The organism is Nocardia sp. NPDC051990, assembly GCF_040680755.1.
Taxonomy (GTDB): Bacteria; Actinomycetota; Actinomycetes; order Mycobacteriales; family Mycobacteriaceae; genus Nocardia.
Map to the genome: position 1 here is coordinate 747304 of NZ_JBFAXH010000001.1, position 24938 is coordinate 772241.

Here is a 24938-nt window from a genome sequence, read left to right on the forward strand (position 1 = left end):
TGATCTAAAAAAGTTGGTCAGCCGTCCAGTGCGCTCAGCTGAGCCGACGCGGCGGGGCAAAGCTGTGTCCGCGATCACAATTCGATCGCTGGTGTGAGACACAACTCTTTCAGATGTGCACACTATGAGCGCGAACGTTGCATCCGCGTTGCATCGGCGCCGAGCCGCCGATCGAGCACCCGAATCTTGGCCTCGATCTGCGCATACAGCGGCGAATCGCGATCTACCGTCGCCCGGTACGCGCCCCAGGCCGCGGCATCGTCGCGCCCCTCCGCGCATGCAGTCCACCGACGCAGCACCGCGGCATCACCGGAACCGAGTACCGCGGCGCGCAGCCGAACCCGAAGTTCATCGCGGATATCGATAACTCCCGGCGCGGTCGAGCGCGGCAGCACCGGACCCACGTACAGCCGTAATGCAGTATCGACATCACCGGAGTCGAGCGCGGCCCGTAGTGCCTCGATATCGGTTGCGATATGGACCCGCAACCGATATGGGCGCGAACCGAATATGTTCGGGCCGACCACCGCGCGCAACCGCGACATTGCGGCGCGGATGGTGCCGTTATCCAGATCCGTGTCGTCGAGCAGTAATGCCAGATGATCCGCGCCGAGCCCCTCCGGATGTTCGGCGAGCAGCAGCAGAATCTCGGCGTGCCGCTGCGACAACGGAACTCGATCGCCCGCGACGGTCAGCAGCGGCTGTCCGAGTCCGAGCACATCCAAACCCAAGCGCGCCGCCGCGAATTCACCGGTCGAACTCACCGCCCCGCGCTGCCCCGCACGCATCGCGGTCAGCAAGAGATCCATTTCGGCCGCGGTAGAGGTGGCCTTCACCAAGGCCAGAATCTCCGGCTTGGCCACCCGCACACCCCCGGCGATCATCAGCACCCCGACCAGCCTGCCGTCGGGATCATGTACCGGCGCAGCCGCACCGGTGATCTGATGCATCCGGTGCAGAAAGTGTTCGGGCCCATGGATCCACGCGGCCCGCCCGGTGCGCACCACCAGGCCGACGGCATTCGTGCCGATGCGGCGTTCGCTCAGATCATCGCCCGCGCGCAGCCCGATTTCGGCGGCGGCACCGACCTGATCGGGATTGCCGTGCACCCAGAGCACCCGGCCGAACTGATCGGCCACCGCGACGATCAAACCCGTTCTGGCCGTGTCCTGTACGAGCAATTTGTCGATCAGCGGCATCAATGCGGCAATCGGATGCGCGTCGCGGTAGCGCTGCAGATCCGCACCGCGCAGACCGCGTCCATCGAGCGGATCAATCGGGTCGACGCCGCCGCGCACACTGCGCAACCAGGATTCGAGCACGACGGGACGCAGCAGACCGGCAAGCTGTGTTAGCTGCTCACCACCCGCGCTAAGGTACCCGTGTGCTTGTGCGGCATAGGCTTCCAATGCGCCGAGTTGCGTGCCGGGTTCGACGCCGTGCCGTGGGTGCCGCCCACCTGCAAGATTGCTGACCATTAGCCTTTCTTTCCGCCCCGAACTGTACCGGCGCGCATAACTCGGGCAAGGTCGGTTGCCTTCGTTTGTCCGCCAGGTCACACCATGTTCAGACCTCGTACAAATGTGAACTACCCATCTTTCAAACCTCTAGGCGAGGTATTCCGCGACGCGCTCGGCAATCAGTACCGTCGTCGCGTGCGGACCGCGACTCAGCGGCACCGGAACAACGGAAAGATCCACCACGGACAAACCGGTTGTACCGTGCACTTCGCACCGCGCATCGACCACCGCGCGCGCATCGTCCGCACCGCCCATCCGGCAGGTACCCGACAAATGTTGCGAAGTAGCCGGATTCGCGAACAGCCACGCATCATCCGGTATCGAATCCGGCGTGCGCACCATCGGAATCGCGTGCAATATCTCGCGCGCCGAGGTAACCGCCTCCCGTAACCGAATCCGATCGGCGGCCTCCGACAAGTACCGGTAATCGATGTGCGGCGGCACGGTCGGATCGGCGGCGCGGAGCCGGAGCACGCCTTGGGAATGCGGGCGCATGAGCGCCACGCCCAAACGTTGCGTATACGGGGTAAACGTTACGGCGTACGGACGGATTTCCACGTCGTCGAGTTCCAGCACGTATTTCAGCGGGACGCCCTCGGCAGTCGGGTACGGCGGATCGATGCGGTAGTCGATGCCGATCTCGGGGTGATCGCTGACCCACGCGCCGACGGGCGCGGGATGCACTACCGGAATATCCAGCGCCCGAAGCTGTTCCGGATCGCCGATGCCCGAACGCAACAGCAGCGCCGCGGATTCGATTGCGCCCGCGCACAATACGATGCGATTCGCGTCCAGTGCACCCGGCTTGCCCTCGTGCACGTAGTCCACCCCGATGGCGCGCGTGCCGTGGAAACGGATGCGGGTCACCAGCATCGCACCGGTCACCATAAGATTCGGTCGCGCGAGCGCGGGCGCGAGATATGCCGATCCGGTATCCACGCGCCTGCCGTGCTCGATATTGCACGGCACCGGCCCGAACCCGTCTGCCGGACCGACACCGGGCAGTGCGTTCAGGTCGGGTATCAGCGGAAAACCGAGCGCCGCACAGGCCGAGGCGAATTCTGAGCTCAGTGGCCCGGGAGCAGCGGCACGGCGCACCGGTATCGGCCCGGTAGTGCCATGTCCCGGCTGGTCGCCGAAATCATGGTCGTGCTCGAGTCGACGATAGGCGGGCAGGACCGCATCGAAAGACCATCCATCGAGTTCCTTGCTCCATGCGGCGAAATCCGTAGCCGTCGCCCGCACAAAGTAGCCACCGTTGATCGCACTGGATCCACCGATCACCTTGCCGCGCACGATATTCCCGGTGATCGCACCCGACAGTGTGACGGGATACCGCCACACCCAGGGTGATTCGGGTCCGATCGGCATCCGAGCCGCATCGAGCAGTGCCGCCGGGTCGGTCGACACCGGCCCCGCCTCCAACAGCCGCACATGATGCTCCGGATCTGCGCTCAGCCGGGCCGCCAGCACACAACCGGCCGTACCACCACCGATGATCAACGTGTCGATCATCTACATCAGCTCATCGGGTGATATAGCCATTACACGTTCGATTCAACTCCGGGGCGTGCTCGGCTTGAGCGCTTCCAGGCTGCGCGCGCGGAATGCGCCCAACCACAAGCCCGTTCCGTAGGCGATATCGTCCATCCGCTTGTAGGCCACATAGCGGAACGGGTCGAGCCCGCCCGCGTCGCGATGGGTGAACCAGTCGGCCAAGCCGTCCGCGACCGCCATGGTGACCGCGATGCGCCGGATCCGCCGGGACAGAATCATCGCCAACATGGTGACCGGCCAATAGTGCCGGCACATGGCCGAGGCCAGTCGCCAGATACCCGCGAAGTAGCCGCGCGCCAGATAGATCGCCGCGATCCGAGTCGAGTTGTCCAGTCCGGTGAAGACCCGGCGTAGTCGGGCCAGCGCGGTCACCATGGTGATGAGTCCGCCGAGCAGTCCCCACTTCGTCAGCGTGGCGAACAGTATGGTCGCGACCACCGTCCAGAACGGCACCGACAGCGGCGTCACCATGCCCGCATGCCGCTCGCCCAGCGGCGCGGCCCCGGTGCCGTAGAACAGCTTGCGACCGAACCACGCGCGGAACGAGATTCGATGATCGTGCGCGACATGCGCCGCGGGCTCATAGCGCAGCCGCCAGCCCGCCTGCTCCAGCCGCCAGCACAGATCGACATCCTCGGCCACCTGCATCGACTCGTCGAACCCGTCCTGCGCGAGCAGCGCCCTGCGGCGCACAAGCAGGGCCGCGCTCGGCACATACGAGACCAGCCCGCGCGACTGCACGGCCGACTCGCGTCGGCCGAGATCGAGCGAGGAGCGGGTGTGTTCATAGCGCGCGAGCGCGTTCGACTCCGGATCCAGCGCGACGATCCGCGGCGCGACCAGCGCGACCTCCGGATCGCTGAAGTGCCCGAGCATCACCTCGAGCCAGCCGCTGCGCGGAACCACATCGGAGTCCAGGAAGGCGACGAAGTCGGTTGTCGCGGCCCGCAATCCGGCATTGCGCGCGGCCGCAGGGCCCTGTGGCCGGTCGTGGCGCAGCACGGTCACCCGGCAGCGGGTGCCGCGGTTGGGTGGGATCTGGACGGGCTGATCCGAGCCGTCGTCGACGACGATCACGTTGTGTCCGCGCAATGCCGCGAGCAATCGAGCCAGGCCGTCGGCATTGTTGTGTAGTGGCACGATCACGGTCACGTCGTCGAGGGACGGCAGCAACCGGGGGCGCGGATTACCGACACCAGAGTCGAGCAGCCGTCTGGCAACAACGGCGGACTTCGGACCGGTGACCTCGAGGTACCCGTCGCCGATCATCTCGGCGGCCTCCGGGGCAAGTCGCAGCAACCGGGCGGGTGAACCGCCGATCAGGATGCGTCCCCCGGAGTATGCGCGTACCCGTGGATCGATCCGCACCCCGAATCCGTCGGGCAGGCGATCGTGGCGCATTCCTGGCATGTTAGGCGGAGATTCGCGCATTGGCACCATCAGTCCGGAAAAAAGGACGGAATTCCGCACGAATCCGCCCGTGTGGCGCAAGAACTCCCACCGAATCGGGTCTGCGGCAGGTCTCGGACGACTCGCCGGAGACAGCTGGCAACATGAGGGCAATCATCGAATTGCCGCTCGATAGCCATCGTCGATCAGCGAGATAGCGCATGGCTGGCTACCGGCCGGCATCAGTTCAGCGGGCTCTCGTCGCAAGCCCGCCCAGGGCGGCGCTGCGGCGACAGTCGGTCCGCCGCGGGCCGAGATACCGACAGTGTCAGCGGAATCGGGCCTGACTTACGCGATCCGGTCCGGCTCGGCGCGACCCGCCGGGAGTGGTCCACCGATGAGCGCGGGATCATCCGCCCGGCATCGGCCAGCGCCGCCTCGCCGTAGCCCTGGACGCATTCCGGATCCGGTCCGTCGGCAGGCAGGCCGGTGAAGAACTTCGCCGCCATGCAGCCGCCGCGGCAGGAGTCGTAGTGGGCACATCCGGAGCACGCACCACCGCCGCTGGGCTCGCGCAGGTCGGCGAAGAGCTCCGACTCCTGCCACACGGTCTGGAACCCACCGTCCGCTACCACATTTCCGGCGAGGAACTTGTCATGGATGGCGAACGGGCAGGCATAGACATCGCCAACCGGATCCACCAGGCAGACCACCCGGCCCGCACCGCACATATTCAATCCGGGCAGCGCCTGACCGAAGGCGGACAGATGGAAGAACGAATCGCCGGTGAGTACGCCCTCGCCATTGCGCACCAGCCAGTCGTAAAGCACCCGTTGCTGTTCCGGCAGCGGATGCAGTTCGTCCCATACATCGGCGCCGCGCCCCGACGGCCGCAAGCGGGTCAAACGCAGTGTGGCGCCGTACTTGTCGGCGATCGCCTTGAACTCGTCGAGCTGGGCGATATTGTGCCGGGTCGCGACGACGGAGAGTTTCGCGTCCGTGAATCCCGCGGCCGCCAGATTCTCCAGCGCTCGGATCGCCATCGCATAGGAGCCCGGCCCGCGCACCGCATCGTTGACCTCAGCGTCCGCGCCGTCCAACGAAATCTGTACATCCACATAGTCACTGGCAGCCAATCGTGCGGCGACCTCCGGCGTGATGCGAACTCCGTTGGTGGAGAACTTCACTCCGACATGGTGCGCGGTCGCGTAGTCGACGAGCTCCCAGAAGTCCGGGCGCACAGTGGGTTCCCCGCCGCCGATATTCACGTAGAAGATCTGCATGCGCTCGAACTCGTCGATCAGCGCCTTGCACTGCTCGGTGCTCAGCTCGCGCGGATCGCGGCGACCCGAGGAGGACAAACAGTGCACACAGGACAGGTTGCAGGCGTAGGTCAACTCCCACGTCAGACAGATCGGTGCGGCCAAACCGGTTTCGAACTTATCGATCAGTCGCCCACCGGTGGCGGTGGACGGCTGCCCGGCGAGCGGCAGCGGCAGCGGCAGCGGCGCGACAGCGGGTGTCGCAGCGCTGCCCGGCGCGGCCTGCCTGATCATGTCGGAGTCGGCCAGCTGATCCAATGCCCGGACATATTGTCCGGTGCGGTCATCGGTGACGCCCGCCGCATGCAGCGCCGCACGCGCCGAGACGTGCGCGGGCAGCGATCGCACGATCTCGAGTATCCGCGGACTCTTCAGAAACGAGAGCTTGCGGGTACCGAAGTGGTAGAGCAGCGCGCCGAAGGACTCCGGCCGCAGCGCAACCCGCGGATGCAGCTCCCATCGGGTATCGAGATCGAGCATGGTCGCCGCGCCCGTCAGTAGACGCCGCACATACCGTCGATGGAGACCTCTTCGATGAGGGTCTCCTCGACCAGCGGCGCTTCCTCGATCGATCGGGACTCGGCCGCGCCGATCCGTCCGGTGTTGTCGGTATCGGTATGTCCGATGGATCCGTACTCCGGCATGCCTACCTCCGCGATATAACCAGGTTCCACAGCCACTGGTGTAGCCGCCATCACACAATAACGTCACGAGCTGACAAAATGGAACAGCGAATCTACGCGTCCGCCCGTGCGCCCGCACGGACGCACACCGACCGAGTCGGGGCCGCGCGCTCTAGACTGCGGGTGGCAAGCAGCTGAACAGGACGTGACGGGCGATTCAACCCGTAGTGGTAGAGGTGGCATGGGAGTCGGACAATTGCAGACGCACGGGGGCGGAAAAACTCCGAACTCATGGCCCGGAGGCGACAGCATGCGTAACCACGGAAGCCCTGGGAGCATCGCGAATCGAACCCCGCGGTACGAGCTCGAGGGCCGGAGGCGACAGCATGCGTAACCACGGCGGGCCCGGGAGCACCGCGAATCGAACACTCTCGGAGTCCGAGATCGTCGAGGCCGCGTTGCGGGTGGTCCGCGAGGACGGCGTGGAGAAGTTGTCGATGCGACGGCTGTCCCGTGAGCTCGGCGTTTCCCCGATGGCGCCGTACTACTACGTCGCGGATAAGCGCGAGCTGCTCGATCTCGTCGCCACCGCGGCACTGACCGGAGTTCGCAAGCCACCGGCCGATTCCGGACCGTGGCAGCACCGATTACGGGATCTGATCGACCAGATCGATGAGAAACTGCGCAAGCATCCCGGACTCGGCGATGTACTGATCGAACAGATGCTGGGAAAGCAGCTCGACCTGATCGCCGCGATCATGGAGATCCTGTTCGAGGCCGGCTTCAACGACCGCAATGTGCTCGCCGGATACGCGACGATCCACACCTACCTGTTCGGCCGCCGCCGGGTAAACCCCAGGGAACCGCAGCCGCTGGCGGATATCGCACTGCCCGAGTCAGTGGCACGGGCCACCGAATACATGCCCGACCTGCGCGGAAAGTACGGCTACGACTTCGCCATGGAGGTGCTGATCGCGGGCTTGGAAGCCCAGCTTGTCCGTCAGCCCGATCCCGACGTACGATGAAACTGAAACACGTTCTAGTTTTGGTTCGGTTCGAGAGGACACCATGGCCACCGTCGAGGTCCCACACGGTTCGCGTTCGGTCGTGCTGCGGGTAGCCGCGGTTATCGCCGAGACGTCGGACACCTGTTCGCTGGTCTTCGACGTCCCGGACGAGCTGCGCGAACGCTTCCGCTATCAGCCCGGCCAGTTCCTCACCCTGCGCATCCCCAGTGAGCTGACCGGCTCGGTGGCCCGATGCTATTCGCTGGCCAGCTCGCCGTTCACCGACGACAAGCCCAAGGTGACGGTCAAGCGCACCGTCGGCGGCTATGGGTCGAACTGGGTGTGCGACAACATCAAAGTGGGCGACGCGGTCGAAGTGCTGCCGCCCTCAGGCGTTTTCACGCCGAAGGATCTCGACGACGATCTGCTGCTCTTCGGCGCGGGCAGCGGCATCACGCCGGTGATGTCCATTCTGAAGTCGGCGCTGGCACGTGGCTCCGGCCGAATCGTATTGGTGTACGCCAATCGCGATCCCGAGTCGGTGATCTTCGCGGGCGAGCTGCGCGAATTGGCCGAGAAGCATCCGCAGCGGCTCACCGTGATCCACTGGCTCGAGTACCTGCAGGGGCTGCCGACGGTCGACGGTTTGGCCGCCCTGGTTGCGCCGTACACGAGTTACCACGCCTTCATGTGCGGACCCAAGCCGTTCATGGACCGGGTGCACGACGCACTCGCCCAACTTGAGGTGCCGCGCTCACGCACCCATGCCGAGGTGTTCAATTCCCTTGCGGGAGATCCGTTCGCGGATCAGGCGGCGGTCGAGGTGACCGATGAGGAGGCCGCCGATGCGGCCACCGTCGAGGTCGAACTCGACGGCGAGGTGCACGAGCTGAAGTGGCCGCGCAAGCAGACCTTGGTCGACATCATGCTGTCGAAGGGCCTCGATGTGCCGTACTCCTGCCAAGAGGGCGAATGCGGATCCTGTGCGTGCACAGTGCTCGAGGGCAAGGTCGAAATGGACAATGCCGAAATCCTCGACCCCGAGGACATCGAGAACGGCTATATCCTCGGCTGCCAGGCACATCCGGTCACCGATCACCTGCGCATCCAATTCTGAGCCCCTGTGGGGCGCCCCCTACCGGCTTCGCCCCTTGGACCTGCGCCTCGGGCGGGCGCAACCCGTTACAGCTGACGGTAGTGCTGGCGTAAGGCGGGATCGAGGCGCTCGGTCGCGTAACTCAGTGCGGTGCGGCCCATGTCCGCCGCATGCTTGTCGAGGAAGCCGGTGAGCAGTTGCTCGTCGACGCGCTTGCCGGCCTCACGCAGCATCCAGCCGAGCGCCTTCTGGATCAGATCACGGCGATCGGCGAGGAGTCGTTCGCCGAGTTCGAAGGTGGTCGAGGCATCGCCCGCCTTGATGAACGCCAAGGTCGTCAGCAGTGCCACCCGCCGCTCCCAGAGCGAGTCCGCCTGTGCGAGCTCGAAGACCAGATCGCGAGGTCGGTCGAGTAGCCAAGGGCCGATGATGTTTTCGGCGGAGACGTCGACCAGATCCCAGTTGTTCACCCGGCCGCGGCGCACCGCGGCGAGGTAGAGTTCGACCATCGCCGCCTGCGCATCGATATCGAGCGTGCGCGGTTTGGTCGCCTTGGCGAATCTGGCATTGAGGATGATCAGCGCGGCAAACCGGTCCTCGTGCACGGCACTGTCCAATAGTGCGTCGATCTGGTCGAGCGGAAGTGCCGCAAAGCGTTTCGCGATCGATCGCATGACGGGCACGCGCACACCGAGGAAGACATCGCCCGCGCCGTACTCACCGGGCCCGGTCTTGAAGAACCGCTGCAGGTGGATGGCACCGGCCGGATCGGCGACCTCGGCCAGCGCCACATGGACCTCGCCGGCTGTCGGTACGGCTTCAGCCATCAGGAAACCTCCGATCGTCGAGCAGACCAAGGTCGTTCAACACCGTCGAGCAACGGGTCGACCGTCGCGAATCGCCGGTCCTACCCCTGCGCTCCCAGAATCCGCCCCGACTCGAAAGCCGCCGCGCTGGTGGGCAATTCACCCGGCCGACCGCTGTTGCGCACCCACACTTCCCCGGTGCCGGTGGTCGGCCTGCCGAGCGCCTCCATGCGCCGAATCGTCTGCGCCGCAACGGCTTGCGCGCTGTCGAACAGTCGCACACCGTCCGGCAGCGCGGCCACAATGGCATCGATGACCAGCGGATAGTGGGTGCAGCCGAGCACCACACCCTCCACATCATCCGGCGTCTGGTCGGCCGCGCGCGCGATCGAATCATGGGCCGCGACCAGATCACCGCGATCGATCGAATCCGCCAAACCATGGCAGGCGATGCCGACCACCTTCGCATCACCGCCGAAGCGAGTGATCAGATCCGCCTGGTATCGGCTGGCCGTGGTCGCCGCGGTGGCCCACACCGCGACCGATTTGCATACCGCCGCGGCGGGTTTGATCGCGGGGACCGTGCCGATCACCGGAATGCCCGGCCCGACCTCGGCGCGTACCTCGTCCAAGGCGGTGACGCTGGCCGTATTGCACGGCAGCACGAGGACTTCCGCCCCGAGCCGAACCGAACTACGCGCCGCGTCGACCACCCGGTCGGTCACCCACTGTTCGGGCTTGGGCCCCCACGGCGCGCCATCCGGGTCCAACTGGAGTAGCAGGTCGACGTCGGGCCGCAGCTTGCGCAGCCAGGCGGCCGTGGGCAGCAACCCCAGCCCGGAATCGATGAGCGCGACGATCACCCGACCACCGTATTACAACCGATAACCACACCCTATTCGGCCGCCGAGCTGGATGTTCGGCGCGACCTGGGGGTAATCGCTACGGCTGGCTGGCCGCGAGCAGGTCCGCGATCGGCGCACCCGCGGCGATCTTCGCGCGGACCTTCATCACCTGACCGGTCATTCCGGCGCCGACCACCCCGGTCAGATTGCCGTGCTGGGAGTAGTAGGCGAGGAATTTGCGGCCGTCGTCGGAGACGATGTGGATTTCGTCGTCAGCATTCGGGGTGCCGAGCGCCTGGATCTTCACGTCGTACTGATCGCTCCAGAAGTACGGCACCCGGGTCGCGGTCGGCGGCTCGGCGCCGAGCAGCGCGCATGCCAGCAGTCGCGCCTGCTCACCGGCATTGGTCCAGTGCTCGACGCGCTTGCGCTGCCCGGTCTGGTGCAGCCAGGCGGCCACATCACCAACTGCCCACACCCCCTCGACCGAGGTGCGCCCCACCTCGTCCGCGAGTACGCCGCCTCCGGCCGAGGGCTCGGCGAGTGCGATATCGGAATCGGCGAGCCATTCGGTCACCGGCCGGGAACCGACACCGATGACCACCAGATCGGCGGCCACCTCGTTGCCGTCGGAAAGCCGGGCCCCGCATACATGATCGTTATCGGAGAGGAAGGTGTCCAGGCCGGTTTCGCAGCGCAGATCGACGCCCTCGTCCCGATGCATGCGAGCGACCAGCGCGCCGATCTCGGCACCGAGCACCGAGGCCAGCGGCGTCGGCTGCGGTTCGATGAGCACGACCTCGACTCCGCTGGCACGGAAGCTCGCCGCGAGTTCACAGCCGATGAACCCGGCACCGACCACCAGGGCCGTCCCCGCGCCGGACAATTCATCGCGCAGCGCGGCGGCGTCGACGTAGTCGCGCAGTACATGCACGCCGCGCAGATCGGGCAGCCCGGGCAGGCGGCGCGGGCGCAGACCCGTCGCGATGATCAACTGGTCGTAGTCGAGCATGCCGCCGTCGGCCAGGCGCACTCGGCGCGCGGCGGTGTCGACACCGACCGCCTCGGTATTCAGCCGCAGGTCGATCTGCTTCTCGTCGAAGAATTCGGCGGGACGCAGAGTGGTGTCGTCGGTTTCGCCGCGGACGAACTGCTTCGACAGCGGCGGGCGATCGTAGGGCAGCCGCGACTCCGCACCGACGAGGATCAACTCACCCTCGTATCCAGCGCGGCGCAACTCCTCCGCCGTGCGCAAACCGGCCAGACCAGCTCCGATGATCACAATCGGCCCGTTCATTCCGCCACCTCGCTGACGCTCGGCTCCGGCACGACCGGACCACCCGACTGTGTCTTCAGTTCGCTCACTCACGCGCCTCCACCTCGCTGGCGCTCCGCTCCGGCATGACCAGGCCACCCGGCTGTGTCCATGGTTCGCTCGCTGCGCTCGCTCACGCGACCTTCCCTTCGGTAGTGCCTGGCACCCGCCGGGTCGAGTTGATATTCGTCACCGAAGTGACACGAAGCTAACCCTAACGTTTGCTTGGTTGCAGATCGCCGTGAGGACCATCACTTCGCGTTACCCGCACCTATCGGTGCGCAATCGTATCCATATCTATATTGATCGGGCGGTCAATCAGAGTTAGATCTGAGACAGGAGAGAGTTCAGAGCCCGAGGAGGCAAGCCATGTTCACCGAAAGTCGCACACAGGATCTCTTGGCCGTTCTGCTGGGCATCTTCACCGCGCTGTCACCCCTGTGGGTGAACACGAACACCAACGGCACGTGGTCGCTGATCGTCTTGGGCGTGCTCATTGCCCTTACCGGCCTGACACAGATGTACCGGGCGACCCTAGCGGCCGCCGACTTTGCCATGGGACTGTTCGGCGCTTTGCTGTTCGTCTCGCCATGGGCGATGAGCTACGCCGGCTACCATGGCGCATCCTGGACCGCATGGATAGTGGGCGTGGTGACGGTAATGGTCGCAGTAGCGGCGCTGCCGACGGTGTCGAGTCGGTTGCACGACATGGCACTGCCGCACTGATGCACATGCCGAAATCCGAGCGAGCCGGGCGTCGTCGCCGCGCGGAAGTCGACGGCGACGCCCGACAGCTCATTCTCGATGCCGCGGAACGACTCTTTGCGGCGCAGGGATTCGATGCGACCGCGACAGCGGCCATCGCCGAGGGCGCCGGTGTCCCCAAGGGGCTGGTCTTCTACTACTTCCCCACCAAGGATTCGATCCTGTCCGCCCTGATGGCCGAGCGGGTACCCGCCCAACCCATCGCCGATATCGGCACTGTGGTCACACCCGGCGATCCAGCGGCCAGTCTGATCAATCTCGATGCCGCGCTCAACTTGCGCGATCACGATTCGTCGGTGCTGCGCGTGATCATGTGGCGCGAGGCCGATACCCATCCCGACGTCCGCCACCAGTTGCGCCGTCTGCGCGATCAACTGCTCGACATCACCGCCCGAGTGCTGCAGGCCAGCGCGCCCGCTCCGGTCCAGCCCGGCACGCTGCGCGCGTGCGCCGCGGCCTGGGTTTCGGCGATGTTCGCCATTGCCAGCAGCGATCGACTGCATGCGCTCGACGGGCTGCCGCTGCCGACCGCGGACGAAATCTGCAATGTCGCCCAAGTCGTCGCGGCGGGTATGACACAGCTCGGCTGAGCACCGAAATCTGAAAGACTCGCCTTCTCCATGCGGGGCCACAGCGCGTGATACAAGTTCCAGTTGTGGAGATCAATCGAATCCTTCGAGATCTCACCGGTCTCGCGACGCGCGCAGTGATTGCCGGTTTCCTGGTCGGCGCTTCGACGACTGTCCTGTGCGATACCACGGCCCAGGCCGCGCCGATCTATCCCGACCCGGATCCGGACCCCTTCTACGCGGCACCACCTGATCTGGCGGATAAGAAACCAGGTGAGGTGCTCGCGACGCGGCAGCAGCCGCCGATATTGATCTTTCCCGAAACCACCGTCACGCTGATCAAATTCCGTTCCACAAATTCCACCGGCCGACCGATCGCGGCGACCATCACAGTGCTGACACCGCGCTCACATCAACCCGATGGGCCGGTGCTGTCCTATCAACACATCATCAATGGCCTCGGTGCGCAGTGCGCGGTCTCCCGCGTGCTCTACACCTCCGATCCGAATCTGCAGGTCCGCGAGGCGGTGGTGCTCAATGCCCTGCTGCTGAGCGGGTGGAGCATCGCGCTGCCCGACCACCTCGGACCGACCTTCGCCTACGGTGCGGCCCGGCTCGGCGGCCAGATCACCCTGGACGGCATCCGCGCCGTGCGCCGGGTTCCCGAACTCGCCGCCGCAGACAGCCGAATCGCGATGGCCGGATATTCCGGCGGCGGTATGGCCACCGCATTCGCCGCCGCGATGGCGCCGACATACGCACCGGAACTCGAGATCGCGGGCGCGGCGATCGGTGGCGTACCGATGAATTTGGTGAAAATGCTGGAGGGGGTGAATTTCAATCCGCATCCGGCATTCGGACTGCTGATGGCCGCCGCTATCGGAATGGAGCGGGAATATCCGGACCGCTTTCCGATCAGCGATTATCTGAACCCGAGCGGGGTGGCCGCACGCAAAGCCATCGCCAACGGTTGCACCAATGAAATCCTCGTCACCGGCGCGGGACACAGCGTCCGGGATTACGCGAGCAGTATGTCCCTCGCCGGTAATGGCAATGCCAGAGCGGTGGTCGAGGAGAACAGTCTGGAGCTTTACGACGGAATCCCGAAAATTCCGATATTCGAATGGCATTCGCCCACTGATCCGCTCGTCCCGACCGACTCGATCCGCAATGTCGACCGCCGATACTGCGCGGCCGGAGTGCCATTGCAGGCCGAACTCACCTACGCCCCCGAACATTTGAGCGCCGCCATCCTCGGCAGCCCCGCGGTGCTCTACTGGCTCGCCGCCCGCTTCCGCGGCGAACCGGCACCGAGCAACTGCTAGTCGGCGAATCCCCTGGAACGCCAAGCGGCGCCGCCCCTTTCAGAGCGACGCCGTTCGACAGCGATTCAGTGCATCACTTGATGATCTTCGTAACGCGACCGGCGCCGACGGTGCGGCCACCCTCGCGGATCGCGAAGCGCAGACCCTCGTCCATGGCGACCGGCTGGATCAGCTTGACGAGCATCTCGGTGTTGTCACCGGGCATGACCATCTCGGTGCCCTCGGGCAGGGTCACAACGCCCGTCACGTCCGTGGTACGGAAGTAGAACTGCGGACGGTAGTTGTTGAAGAACGGGGTGTGGCGGCCACCCTCGTCCTTGGACAGGATGTAGGCCTGACCCTCGAACTCGGTGTGCGGGGTGGTGGTGCCCGGCTTCACGACGACCTGGCCACGCTCGACATCTTCGCGCTTGATACCACGAACCAGCAGACCGACGTTGTCACCGGCCTGGCCCTGGTCGAGCAGCTTGCGGAACATCTCGATACCGGTGACGGTGGTCTTGGTGCTCTTCTCGCGGATGCCGACGATCTCGACTTCCTCGTTCACGTTGATCACACCGCGCTCGACACGACCGGTGACGACGGTGCCACGACCGGTGATCGTGAAGACGTCCTCGACCGGCATCAGGAACGGCTTGTCGGTCTCACGAACCGGGTCCGGGATGGACTCGTCGACCGCGGCCATGAGCTCCAGCACCGACTCGGTCCATTTCGGGTCGCCCTCGAGCGCCTTCAGACCGGAAACGCGCACGACCGGCGCTTCCTCGTCGAACTCCTGCGAGGCCAGCAGTTCGCGGACCTCCATCTCGACGAGCTCGAGGATCTCGTCGTCGTCGACCATATCGGACTTGTTCAGCGCGACCAGGATGTAGGGTACGCCGACCTGGCGGGCGAGCAGCACGTGCTCACGGGTCTGCGGCATCGGGCCGTCGGTCGCGGCGACCACGAGGATGGCACCGTCCATCTGCGCCGCACCGGTGATCATGTTCTTGATGTAGTCGGCGTGACCCGGCGCGTCGACGTGCGCGTAGTGGCGCTTCTCCGTCTGGTACTCGACGTGGGAGATGTTGATCGTGATACCACGAGCCTTCTCCTCCGGCGCCTTATCGATCTGATCGAACGCGAAGGCCGCGTTCAGATCCGGGTACTTGTCAGCCAGCACCTTGGTGATCGCTGCGGTCAGCGTGGTCTTGCCGTGGTCGACGTGACCGATGGTGCCGATGTTGACGTGCGGCTTCGTCCGCTCGAACTTCGCCTTCGCCACTTGGTGTCCTCCTGGACTTGTTGGTGCGTGCAGTTGCAGCAGTGCGGTTTACATATTTGGGGGTCGTGCATGACTCCCGGCTGATAGGGGCAAGTCTTGCACCTGCCCCGATCGGACTTATTCGCCGGTCGCCTTGGCGATGATCTCCTTCGACACGTTGGCCGGAACCTCCGCGTACGAGTCGAACACCATGGAGTAGTTCGCCCGGCCCTGGGTCTTCGACCGCAGATCGCCGATGTAACCGAACATCTCCGAGAGCGGAACCAGCGCCTTGACGACACGGGCACCACTGCGTTCCTCCATGGCCTGGATCTGGCCACGGCGGGAATTCAGGTCGCCGATCACATCGCCCATGTAATCCTCGGGCGTGATGACCTCGACCGCCATCAGCGGTTCGAGGATCACCGGACCGGCCTTACGGGCCGCTTCCTTCAGGGCCTGCGAGCCGGCGATCTTGAAGGCCATTTCCGACGAGTCGACATCGTGGTACGCGCCGTCGAGCAGCGTGACCTTCAGGTTCACCAGCGGGTAGCCCGCGAGCACACCGTACTGCATGGCATCCTGCGCGCCCGCGTCCACCGAAGGGATGTATTCGCGGGGCACGCGGCCACCGGTGACCTTGTTCTCGAACTCGTAGGTCGCACCGTCCTCGCCGACGAACGGGTCGAGAGCGATGATGACCTTCGCGAACTGGCCGGAGCCACCCGTCTGCTTCTTGTGGGTGAACTCGAGCTTCTCGACCGACTTGGTGATCGTCTCGCGGTAGGCAACCTGCGGCTTGCCGACGTTCGCCTCGACCTTGAACTCGCGCCGCATGCGGTCGACGAGGATGTCCAGGTGCAGCTCGCCCATGCCGCCGATGACGGTCTGGCCGGTCTCCTGATCCAGCTTCACCGAGAAGGTCGGGTCCTCCTCGGCGAGCTTCTGGATCGCGGTGCCCAGCTTCTCCTGGTCGGACTTGGTCTTGGGCTCGATCGAGACCTCGATGACCGGGTCCGGGAAGGTCATGGACTCGAGCACGATCTGGTTGTTCGGATCGCACAGAGTGTCGCCGGTGGTGGTGTCCTTGAGGCCGATCACCGCGTAGATGTGACCCGCACTCACCTGAGGAACCGGGTTCTCCTTGTTGGAGTGCATCTGGAACAGCTTGCCCAGGCGCTCCTTCTTGCCCTTGGTCGCGTTGATGACCTGGGCGCCGGAGTCGACCTTGCCCGAGTAGACGCGAATGTAGGTCAGCTTGCCGAAGAACGGGTGCACGGCGATCTTGAACGCCAGCGCGGCGAACGGCTCGTCGGCACTCGGCTTGCGAGTGATGACCTCGTCTTCCTTGCCGGGGATGTGGCCCTGCACGGACTCGACATCCAGCGGCGAGGGCAGGTAGTCCACGACGGCGTCGAGCATGGGCTGCACGCCCTTGTTCTTGAACGCCGAACCACACAGCACGGGGTACAGCTCCGAGGTCACCGTCAGCTTGCGGATGGCGCCCTTGATCTCGTCGATCGTGAGCTCCTCGCCACCGAAGAACTTCTCCAGCAGCGACTCGTCCGACTCGGCGACGGTCTCGAGCAGCTCCTGGCGATACTGCGCGGCCTTCTCCGCGAGATCCGCCGGGATTTCCTGGACCTCGTACTTCTCACCGAGCTTGGTCTCGCCGGTCCACACCTTCGCGTTCATCTCGACCAGGTCGACGATGCCCTCGAAGGTGTCTTCCGCGCCGATCGGCAGCTGGATGACCAGCGGCTTCGCGCCGAGGCGGTCCTTGATGGTCTGCACGGTGAAGTAGAAGTCCGCACCGAGCTTGTCCATCTTGTTGACGAAGCAGATACGCGGCACGTCGTACTTATCGGCCTGACGCCACACCTGCTCGGACTGCGGCTCGACACCTTCCTTGCCGTCGAAAACCGCGACGGCACCGTCGAGCACGCGCAGCGAACGCTCCACCTCGACGGTGAAGTCCACGTGGCCCGGGGTATCGATGATGTTGATCTGGTTCTGGTTCCAGAAACACGTCACAGCCGCCGAGGTGATGGTGATGCCGCGTTCCTGTTCCTGTTCCATCCAGTCGGTCGTCGACGCACCGTCGTGCGTCTCACCGATCTTGTAGTTCACACCGGTGTAGAACAGGATTCGTTCGGTTGTCGTCGTCTTGCCCGCATCAATGTGGGCCATGATGCCGATGTTGCGGACCTTTTTCAGGTCGGTGAGCACGTCCTGTGCCACGGAAATCTTCCCCGCTCTGCTCTGTTAGCGATCAGCTAGTTGGGATTCTCGGGGACGACCGGCGAGGTCGTCACTATGTCAACGCCGGAAGCGGCACCGAAGTGCCGCCGCGGCCGTATCTGACCCGGCATGTTCGGGACCCGTGTGGTGACGACCGGCTGCCGTCTCCAGGCCTGACCTCACATGCCGCATGCCTGCCGCCCCCACCAACGATGGGCCGGGGCAGACCTCACCAGCGGTAGTGCGCGAACGCCCGGTTGGACTCGGCCATCTTGTGCGTGTCCTCGCGACGCTTCACCGAAGCGCCCAGGCCGTTGCTGGCGTCGAGCAGCTCGTTGGCGAGACGCTCGACCATCGTCTTCTCACGCCGTGCCCGGGAGAAGTTGACCAGCCAGCGCAGCGCCAGGGTATTGGCGCGACCCGGCCGGACCTCGACGGGCACCTGGTAGGTCGCGCCACCGACGCGGCGGGGCTTCACCTCGAGCGACGGCTTGACATTGTCGAGCGCGCGCTTGAGGGTGACGACCGGATCGGTGCCGGTCTTCTCGCGCGCCTGCTCCAGCGCGCCGTAGACGATGCGCTCGGCGGTGGACTTCTTGCCGTCCAGCAGGATCTTGTTGACCAGCTGAGTAACCAGCGGCGAACCGTAGACCGGGTCGTTGATCAGCGGACGCTTGGGTGCGGGGCCCTTGCGTGGCATATCAGCTCTTCTCCTTCTTGGCGCCGTAACGGCTGCGGGCCTGCTTGCGGTTCTTCACACCCTGGGTGTCGAGCGAGCCACGGATGATCTTGTAGCGGACACCCGGCAGGTCCTTTACACGACCGCCGCGGACGAGCACCATCGAGTGCTCCTGCAGGTTGTGGCCCTCACCCGGGATGTAGGCCGTGACCTCGACCGCGCTGGTCAGGCGAACACGCGCGACCTTGCGCAGCGCGGAGTTCGGCTTCTTCGGGGTGGTGGTGTACACACGGGTGCACACGCCACGACGCTGCGGGCTCCCCTTGAGGGCCGCGGTCTTGGTCTTGGCGACCTTGTCGCGACGACCCTTGCGGACCAGCTGGTTGATGGTTGGCATAGACCGGCTTTCCTTAATTAGTTAACGCGGTGTCTGGAACTTCATGTCTGTGTTCAATTGGCGATGCTCATGGGGCCCTTCGTGGTCACGCTCCGCTACCTCCTTCGGGCCCGTCACTCCCATCGCTGTGTTCAATTGGCGATGCTCATGGGGCCCTTCGTGGTCACGCAAGTTACCGCCTCCGGGTCCGTCGTTCACGCTGCGGTCATCGAGCATTCACTCGCACGTCCGGCCACGTTTCTCGCGTCCCGAGGTCGGGCGTGTCGCACGCAAGACATATGCCGAATTCCGGGCACGCCGGAAAGGTCGGCCGCTTTCGCTGGCCTACGTTTGCGCACAAACTTGCCCGCATGCTTCCGGGCACAGCGATCCACGATACCCGTGGGCGCGACACAGGGTCAAAGTGGGGGTCGATCAGACACCCGACGGGCCCACTACCATCTGCCTGGCTACCGCGCGAGATTCAGCGTCAGCTCGACCAATTTCTGGGCACCCACACACGGATCGGGATGCCCGCCGGGATGGTAGTTGATCCACCAGCCGATGATGCCGGTATCTGCCGCACCCGCACTCACGCCGCACGAGTCGGGATCATTCGGACGTGTCGTCTTCAGGCCGCGCCGCCCCTGCACGGTGATGTTCTCGGTGTTGTAGCCGAGCTTGTCGTTAGTGGACTTCTCGTTGTTCAGCGAGCCTTCCTCGTACCAATTGAGCGTCACCATGGCCGTACCACCCGGCGCGTCCCCGACATCCCACATACACACCGCGCCGTTGAACGACGGAGACACGATCGTCGCATTGCCGACCGCCGCGCCGATCTGGTCGAACCCGACCACATCGCATTCGCGCAGCAGCTTGTCGAAATTGGTATTGACCGTGGTGGCACCGCTACCGCCCGCCGGATGCGCCGAACCCTTGACGGTCTTACCGCAGCCACCCGCGGACACTGCGACCGCGAGCACCGCGGCGGCGACGGCCGCGACCCGCACACCAGGACGTGAACTCATCCGCATACCCCTCACTGCAGCCGCTGCACAGTCAACTCGGCCAGCTTGTGCGTCCGCTCGCACGGGTTGCCCTGCTGGGAGAACAGTCCGTAGGACATCGACCATTCGAAGAAATCGTCATCGAGCTGCACCGCGAGATCGCACACCGACCCGGTGGGATCCAGCGCCTGGAAGCCCTTGCGGCCACCGACATCGATGGTCTCCGGATTACGCCCGACATTGGAGACCCAGGCCTTCTCGCGATCGATCGGGCTGCCCCGATAGGACGCGAAAGTGACACTCGGCGAAGCGAGTCCGGCGGATTGGAAGTTGCAGCCGACCGAATTCCGGTACACCCGCGCGAGTTGGGTCAGCCCCGCGATGTCGCGCACCTCTTGGTCGGTGACATGTCCGCACTCACCGACAAACGGGCCGAGCGAGGCAACCTTCGGCGGCGGGCGCAGCGGGGAGTTCGAGGAATCGGAGTCACTGTCCGAGCCGCAGGCCGACAGCGTCAATACCAAGGCCAGACCGGTGATAATCGCCGACAGGATCCGCATGCCGTGAACTCTACTGAGTTTTCGGCCGCGCGGGCGCGGCGTGTTCGCGGGCTCTATTTGATTTGCCGCGCCTTCGGCGCGGCGGGTTCGCGGCCTCCTGCTGTCGCGCGACTGACCCTTTCGAGCGACCTGCAAGCAATCGCTAGCGGCGCCGTCGAGACTCGCGCCTGCGGCGCATGCGCTTCGACGACTCGGCTGTGTTCGGTGGCCGCGCCTACGGCGCGGACGCGAGACGGGCCGCGAACGTCGCTCGTAAGACAGAGGGTATGTGTGGGGGCCCCGCGATAGTCGTCCTGACTCTTCGTAAGACAGAGCTTCGTGGGTTTCAGTGCGGCGGTAACCTCGCGGACCGGTGGCGCGGTCAGAGATTGCCGCGGGCGGCTTGTTCGCGTTCGATCGCCTGGAACAGCGCCTTGAAGTTGCCCTTGCCGAAGCCGAGTGAGCCGTGGCGTTCGATGAGTTCGAAGAAGACGGTCGGGCGGTCGGTCAGCGGTTTGGTGAAAATCTGCAGCAGGTACCCGTCTTCGTCGCGGTCGACCAGGATGCCGCGGCGCTGTAGCTCCTGCACCGGGACGCGGACATGGCCGATACGGGCCCGCAGTTCGGGATCGGAGTAGTAGGTGTCCGGCGTTTCGAGGAATTCGACGCCCTCGCGGCGCAATACGTCGACGCATTCGAGGATGTCGCTGGTGGCCAGCGCGATGTGCTGTACGCCGGGGCCGCGGTAGAACTCGAGGTATTCATCGATCTGGGAGCGCTTCTTACCGATCGCGGGTTCGTTGAGCGGGAACTTCACTCGGTGATTGCCATTGGCCACCACCTTGCTCATCAGCGCCGAGTATTCGGTGGCGATATCGTCACCGACGAATTCGGCCATATTCGTGAATCCCATGACGCGGCGGTAGAACTCGACCCACTCGTCCATCATGCCGAGCTCGACATTGCCGACGACATGGTCGATGGCCTGGAACAGCCTGGTCGGGGTGCCGACGCGCGGCTGATACCCGGAGTGGCGGGCGACATATCCGGGCAGATATGGCCCGTAGTACTCGGAGCGGTCGATCAGCGTATGCCTGGTCTCGCCGTAGGTGGCCAGGGCGGCCGAGCGCACCGTCCCGAATTCGTCTGTGTCGGCGTGTGGTTCGACGAGGATCGTCGCGCCTTGTGTGCGCGCCCAGGCGATGCAGCGGTCCACATCCGGAACCTCGAGTGCGATATCGACAATGCCGTCGCCGTGCCGATCGTGGTGCGCGACCAGCGGGCTGTCCGGGGCGACCGCGCCGGTGATGACGAATCTGGCCGCACCGCTGCGCAACACATACGCCTTGTGATCACGATTGCCGGTCTCCGGACCGGAGTAGGCCTCCAGCCGCATGCCGAACGCGGATTCCAGGAAGTGCGCGGTCTGGGTCGCGTTGCCGACCACCCAGACCAGCGCGTCCCAGCCGATGACCGGGAACGGATCGACGCTGTCGTCGTGATCGACTAGTCCGACCAGGCGGCGCAACTCGCCGTCGGTGGGCTGCGGGACGCTCTGTCGCTGGGCGTTCGGCAGATGCTCGATGGTCATGATCCAAGGAAATCGCCAGCCCCTCGAATAGGCAACATCATCGGTTTCGGTTAGCCACTATGGCGATATCGGCTAGCAAGTCACCCCTGATGCTGGACAATTTGAATAGCACCACAAGTGACCGCACCACGCCGGTCGCGCCCCGAACGGAGGCCGTCATGTCGCGCACGCCCGCGAAACTGGATGAACTCGATCTCGCCATCCTCACCGCGATGCATGAGTATCAGAAGGCGGGCATTCTCGAGCTGTCCCGACGCACCCGGGTTGCCAGGGCCACCGTCCAGTCGCGGATCGGCCGGATGGAGGAGTCGGGCGTCATCTCCTCCTATGATCCGCAGATCGACGTCACCGCAGCGGGTTTCGATGTGCAGGCCTTCGTCACCTTGGAAATCGCACAGGGTGCACTGGATACGGTCGCGGCCGAACTCGACGCGATTCCCGGGGTGCTGGAGGCATATGCGACCACCGGCTCCGGCGATGTGCTGTGCCGGATCGGCGCGGATTCCCATGCTGGACTGCAGGCGGTGCTGTTGAGCATCGACCGGACGAGTTCGGTGGTGCGCTCGCACAGTGTGATCGTGCTTTCGACGGTGGTCGCGCACCGGACGCTGCCGCTATTGCGCACACTGACACCCACCGGGACCACCAAAGCGCCCGCGTATCGGGACAACTCGGAGCGCTGAACCAGCTAGGCTCGCTCTCCTGTGTCACCGAGTACAGGATTTCAATGAGCGAGCCTGCCGAATCCACCGCCGCCACACCGCATGCCCGCGCCACCTGGGCTGAGTTGTTCTTCGATCTGGTGCTGGTCTTCGCGGTCACCCAGACCGCGCATGTAATCGGCCAGCACACCTCGATCGCCGCTCTCGGCCACGCCCTGGTCCTGCTCGCGCCACTGTGGTGGGGCTGGGTCGGCGTCATTATCCTGGTGAACACCGTCGAGGAGACCAATGCCCAACGTCTGGTGCTGTTCTGTAGCGGGTTGTTCATTTTCCTGATGGCGGTGGCCGCACCCGCCGCGCTCGACCAACCACGTGGGGCCGCAATGGTTTTCGCGGGTGCGCATCTGCTGTTGCGAATCTTGCTGTTCATCGCTGTCACGCGCACCAATGGCTTCGCGACCACGATCAACCCGTTCAGCATCGGATTGGTCACCGGCATAGCGATTTTCGCGAGCGCGCCGCTGCCGCAACATTCGCGCATCTGGGTCTGGACCGGGGCGCTCGTCGTGCAGTTGGGCGCACCGATGCTGTACGGCAGGGCCGTGCGCAACCGGACGATCGGGGTCTCGCATCTGGTGGAGCGGTTCGGCCTGTTCATCATTATCGCGCTGGGCGAATCGGTGGTTGACGCGGGCGCGCAGGCCGCCTCGACCGACCTCGATCCGGCGGTGGTAACCACGCTGGCGCTGGCCTTCCTGGTCGGCGCTGGGCTGTGGTGGATCTATTTCCATCGCTCGGCGCGGCTGCTCGAACATGCGCTGGCGACCATGCCCGAGCCCGGCTTGATCGTGCGAGATGTGCTGAGCTATGGGCATTTAGGACTGGTGGCCGGGCTGGTCGCGGTGGCCGTCGGGCTGGGTCATGCGGTCGCCGATCCCGGGCACACCGCGCACGGTGTCGCCGCCGCGCTCGCGCCGGGCGGCGCGGCACTGTTCCTGATCGCCCTGCTGGTGAACCGGTGGCGCTTGCTCGGCAATGTGGCCACGACTCGCGTCGTCGCGGCATTGGGTTTGATTGTGGTCGCGGCGGTGTCATCGGCGCTGCCCGCCATGGCCGTGGTCGGGCTGACCGCGGCTGTGCTCGTCGCGACCGATATCGCCGAGCAGGTGGTAGCTGGACCCGGGCAACCCTTGCCCGCGGTGCGGGTCGGACGTCGATCACGCTCGACGTAGCGCCGGCCGCGCGGCACGGGCCGCTCGACGCGCCCGCTGGTCATGGACGCAAATCGGCGCCCACATCCAATATTTCGACACTCGGCTGCTTGTCGGCCTCCAGGAATGCGACCAGCGCGTTGGCTTCGGCTTCCACCGCGTCGCGCTCCGCGGCTGTCCATTTCCGGGTCGGGGTGATGCGCAAGCGAGCGATGCCCTTCTTCAGGAAGATCTTGTAGAAGCCCGCGAGAAAGCCGTCGACCAGGACCGGGGATACGGCGGTGGCGAATGCCCGCAGCGGTGGGGCCGCACCGTCGGGGACGATTCTGGTGCGGTCTTGGTGCGAGAGGATCGCATTGTCGTACCAGCCGAGCAGGCGGACCGGGGCGGGCAGATCGGGATCGGTGAGTTCGCCATCGGCGATGTCGTAAAGGGTGCGGCCGCGTTCGTCGGTGTAGGTGCGCAGGCGGTCGCCGAGTTGTGCGACGGCGGCCTTCATACCGGTCAGCTTCGACCAGGTCTGTATATCCATGGTGCTGGCCGGGCCGAAGGCGCGCAGGTAGCGAAATACCAACTCCGCCATAGGGTAACCGGGTTCGAGCGGTGCCCCGAGCCAGGGTTCGACGCGGGACCAGACCGGTCTGCTGTTGTCCTTCCACCTGCCACGCGGCGGCGTCTGCAGCACGGGCAATTGACACAGCCAGGTCTGCAGCACCGCACCGGCATCGCGATCCGGGTAGCTCGCCGCAGCCTTGGCGCGCAGGTCCGCCGCCGACATCGGCCCGTCACCGAGTGCGGCCTCGCCGCGCTCGCGCACCTCGTCCGGATCCAACCCGACCATCGCGCCGTAGTTGAAACCCTTTCGGAAGGGTACCTTTTCGAGCTCGGGTTGGATATGCGGTGCGATGCGCAACGCATCCGGCGACGTGACCATATGAATCGTCCCGCGCATCAAGGTGATGCGCACCAGCGAGCGGTCTTCCAGCCCCGCCGAAACCGTCTCGGGATCGAAATCCGCTATGCGGCTCCACAATCCGACGAACGGTGGTGGCGAATCCTGGGCCTGCAACCCCACCAGATGCTCGCACATCTCGAAGGCGCTCAACGTCGAACGCTCCAGCAGATGCTGGCGCGCCAGCAACGTCCGATTCAATACCCGGTTGGCGAGCTCCATGATCAGATCACCGTACCGTCGCGCACGATTTGTCGCGCCCCGCATCGAATAGTCGAAGAATTCGGCTACGCCGGCG

Annotated in this window: 23 protein-coding genes; 7 read left to right on the forward strand and 16 right to left on the reverse strand. The window is 65.1% G+C overall.

Features of this window, described 5'->3' with window-relative positions; genetic code table 11:
- Positions 1-122: 122 nt before the first annotated feature.
- The 5 genes from AB0L63_RS03215 to mftA all read right to left on the reverse strand — a co-directional run bounded on the left by AB0L63_RS03215 (position 123) and on the right by mftA (position 6357).
- Complete coding sequence (locus AB0L63_RS03215; protein ID WP_364493695.1) at positions 123-1478, reverse strand: GAF domain-containing protein; 1356 nt, start codon at positions 1476-1478, stop codon at positions 123-125.
- Between the two features lie 129 nt (positions 1479-1607).
- Positions 1608-3035 (reverse strand): mycofactocin system GMC family oxidoreductase MftG, encoded by a 1428-nt coding sequence (gene mftG / locus AB0L63_RS03220; protein WP_364493697.1) that lies wholly within the window; start codon positions 3033-3035, stop codon positions 1608-1610.
- Between the two features lie 42 nt (positions 3036-3077).
- On the reverse strand, positions 3078-4478 hold the full coding sequence (mftF, locus tag AB0L63_RS03225) for a mycofactocin biosynthesis glycosyltransferase MftF (RefSeq protein WP_364493699.1): 1401 nt from the start codon (positions 4476-4478) through the stop codon (positions 3078-3080).
- Positions 4479-4708: 230 nt separating this feature from the next.
- Complete coding sequence (gene mftC, locus AB0L63_RS03230) at positions 4709-6268, reverse strand: mycofactocin radical SAM maturase (RefSeq protein WP_364494021.1); 1560 nt, start codon at positions 6266-6268, stop codon at positions 4709-4711.
- Positions 6269-6282: 14 nt separating this feature from the next.
- A complete protein-coding gene (gene mftA, locus AB0L63_RS03235) occupies positions 6283-6357 on the reverse strand; it encodes a mycofactocin precursor MftA (RefSeq protein ID WP_245720762.1) in 75 nt (24 codons plus the stop codon).
- Positions 6358-6797: 440 nt separating this feature from the next.
- On the opposite strand from mftA, the gene mftR2 reads away from it, so the two are divergent.
- Both mftR2 and AB0L63_RS03245 read left to right on the forward strand, forming a co-directional pair.
- Complete coding sequence (mftR2, locus tag AB0L63_RS03240; RefSeq protein WP_364493701.1) at positions 6798-7436, forward strand: mycofactocin system transcriptional regulator MftR2; 639 nt, start codon at positions 6798-6800, stop codon at positions 7434-7436.
- A 43-nt stretch (positions 7437-7479) separates the two neighbouring features.
- Entirely contained in the window at positions 7480-8535 is a 1056-nt protein-coding gene (locus tag AB0L63_RS03245; RefSeq protein WP_364493703.1) for a ferredoxin--NADP reductase, read from the forward strand.
- A 65-nt stretch (positions 8536-8600) separates the two neighbouring features.
- Here AB0L63_RS03245 and AB0L63_RS03250 read toward each other — a convergent pair whose 3' ends face one another.
- The 3 genes from AB0L63_RS03250 to AB0L63_RS03260 form a co-directional block, all read right to left on the reverse strand.
- A complete protein-coding gene (locus AB0L63_RS03250; protein ID WP_364493705.1) occupies positions 8601-9341 on the reverse strand; it encodes a DNA alkylation repair protein in 741 nt (246 codons plus the stop codon).
- A gap of 80 nt (positions 9342-9421) precedes the next feature.
- Positions 9422-10183 (reverse strand): aspartate/glutamate racemase family protein, encoded by a 762-nt coding sequence (locus AB0L63_RS03255; RefSeq protein WP_364493708.1) that lies wholly within the window; start codon positions 10181-10183, stop codon positions 9422-9424.
- A gap of 79 nt (positions 10184-10262) precedes the next feature.
- Complete coding sequence (locus AB0L63_RS03260) at positions 10263-11462, reverse strand: FAD/NAD(P)-binding oxidoreductase (protein ID WP_364493711.1); 1200 nt, start codon at positions 11460-11462, stop codon at positions 10263-10265.
- Between the two features lie 387 nt (positions 11463-11849).
- On the opposite strand from AB0L63_RS03260, the gene AB0L63_RS03265 reads away from it, so the two are divergent.
- The 3 genes from AB0L63_RS03265 to AB0L63_RS03275 all read left to right on the forward strand — a co-directional run bounded on the left by AB0L63_RS03265 (position 11850) and on the right by AB0L63_RS03275 (position 14139).
- Positions 11850-12206: an SPW repeat protein gene (locus AB0L63_RS03265; RefSeq protein WP_364493714.1), complete on the forward strand. Its 357-nt coding sequence runs from the start codon at positions 11850-11852 to the stop codon at positions 12204-12206.
- Between the two features lie 5 nt (positions 12207-12211).
- Positions 12212-12835 carry a helix-turn-helix domain-containing protein gene (locus AB0L63_RS03270; RefSeq protein WP_364493717.1) on the forward strand — a complete coding sequence of 208 codons (624 nt, stop codon included), beginning with the start codon at positions 12212-12214 and terminating at the stop codon, positions 12833-12835.
- Between the two features lie 119 nt (positions 12836-12954).
- A complete protein-coding gene (locus AB0L63_RS03275; RefSeq protein ID WP_364494023.1) occupies positions 12955-14139 on the forward strand; it encodes a lipase family protein in 1185 nt (394 codons plus the stop codon).
- Positions 14140-14212: 73 nt separating this feature from the next.
- Here the strand turns inward: AB0L63_RS03275 and tuf are convergent, their stop codons facing one another.
- The 7 genes from tuf to hppD all read right to left on the reverse strand — a co-directional run bounded on the left by tuf (position 14213) and on the right by hppD (position 21815).
- Complete coding sequence (tuf, locus tag AB0L63_RS03280) at positions 14213-15403, reverse strand: elongation factor Tu (protein WP_364493719.1); 1191 nt, start codon at positions 15401-15403, stop codon at positions 14213-14215.
- Positions 15404-15520: 117 nt separating this feature from the next.
- Positions 15521-17623 carry an elongation factor G gene (fusA, locus tag AB0L63_RS03285; RefSeq protein WP_364493722.1) on the reverse strand — a complete coding sequence of 701 codons (2103 nt, stop codon included), beginning with the start codon at positions 17621-17623 and terminating at the stop codon, positions 15521-15523.
- 229 nt (positions 17624-17852) lie between these two features.
- Positions 17853-18323 carry a 30S ribosomal protein S7 gene (gene rpsG, locus AB0L63_RS03290; protein ID WP_014353063.1) on the reverse strand — a complete coding sequence of 157 codons (471 nt, stop codon included), beginning with the start codon at positions 18321-18323 and terminating at the stop codon, positions 17853-17855.
- Position 18324: 1 nt separating this feature from the next.
- Positions 18325-18699 carry a 30S ribosomal protein S12 gene (gene rpsL, locus AB0L63_RS03295; protein WP_014353064.1) on the reverse strand — a complete coding sequence of 125 codons (375 nt, stop codon included), beginning with the start codon at positions 18697-18699 and terminating at the stop codon, positions 18325-18327.
- Positions 18700-19148: 449 nt separating this feature from the next.
- On the reverse strand, positions 19149-19706 hold the full coding sequence (locus tag AB0L63_RS03300) for a DUF3558 domain-containing protein (protein ID WP_364493725.1): 558 nt from the start codon (positions 19704-19706) through the stop codon (positions 19149-19151).
- Between the two features lie 11 nt (positions 19707-19717).
- Entirely contained in the window at positions 19718-20245 is a 528-nt protein-coding gene (locus AB0L63_RS03305; protein WP_364493728.1) for a DUF3558 domain-containing protein, read from the reverse strand.
- A 361-nt stretch (positions 20246-20606) separates the two neighbouring features.
- Positions 20607-21815: a 4-hydroxyphenylpyruvate dioxygenase gene (gene hppD, locus AB0L63_RS03310; protein ID WP_364493731.1), complete on the reverse strand. Its 1209-nt coding sequence runs from the start codon at positions 21813-21815 to the stop codon at positions 20607-20609.
- 158 nt (positions 21816-21973) lie between these two features.
- Here hppD and AB0L63_RS03315 point away from each other — a divergent pair, with 158 nt between their 5' ends.
- Together AB0L63_RS03315 and AB0L63_RS03320 are read left to right on the forward strand one after the other, a co-directional pair.
- Positions 21974-22498: an Lrp/AsnC ligand binding domain-containing protein gene (locus AB0L63_RS03315; RefSeq protein ID WP_364494026.1), complete on the forward strand. Its 525-nt coding sequence runs from the start codon at positions 21974-21976 to the stop codon at positions 22496-22498.
- A gap of 44 nt (positions 22499-22542) precedes the next feature.
- On the forward strand, positions 22543-23709 hold the full coding sequence (locus AB0L63_RS03320; RefSeq protein WP_364493734.1) for a low temperature requirement protein A: 1167 nt from the start codon (positions 22543-22545) through the stop codon (positions 23707-23709).
- A gap of 40 nt (positions 23710-23749) precedes the next feature.
- Here the strand turns inward: AB0L63_RS03320 and AB0L63_RS03325 are convergent, their stop codons facing one another.
- Entirely contained in the window at positions 23750-24862 is a 1113-nt protein-coding gene (locus AB0L63_RS03325) for a winged helix DNA-binding domain-containing protein (RefSeq protein ID WP_364493737.1), read from the reverse strand.
- Between the last annotated feature and the right edge of the window lie 76 nt (positions 24863-24938).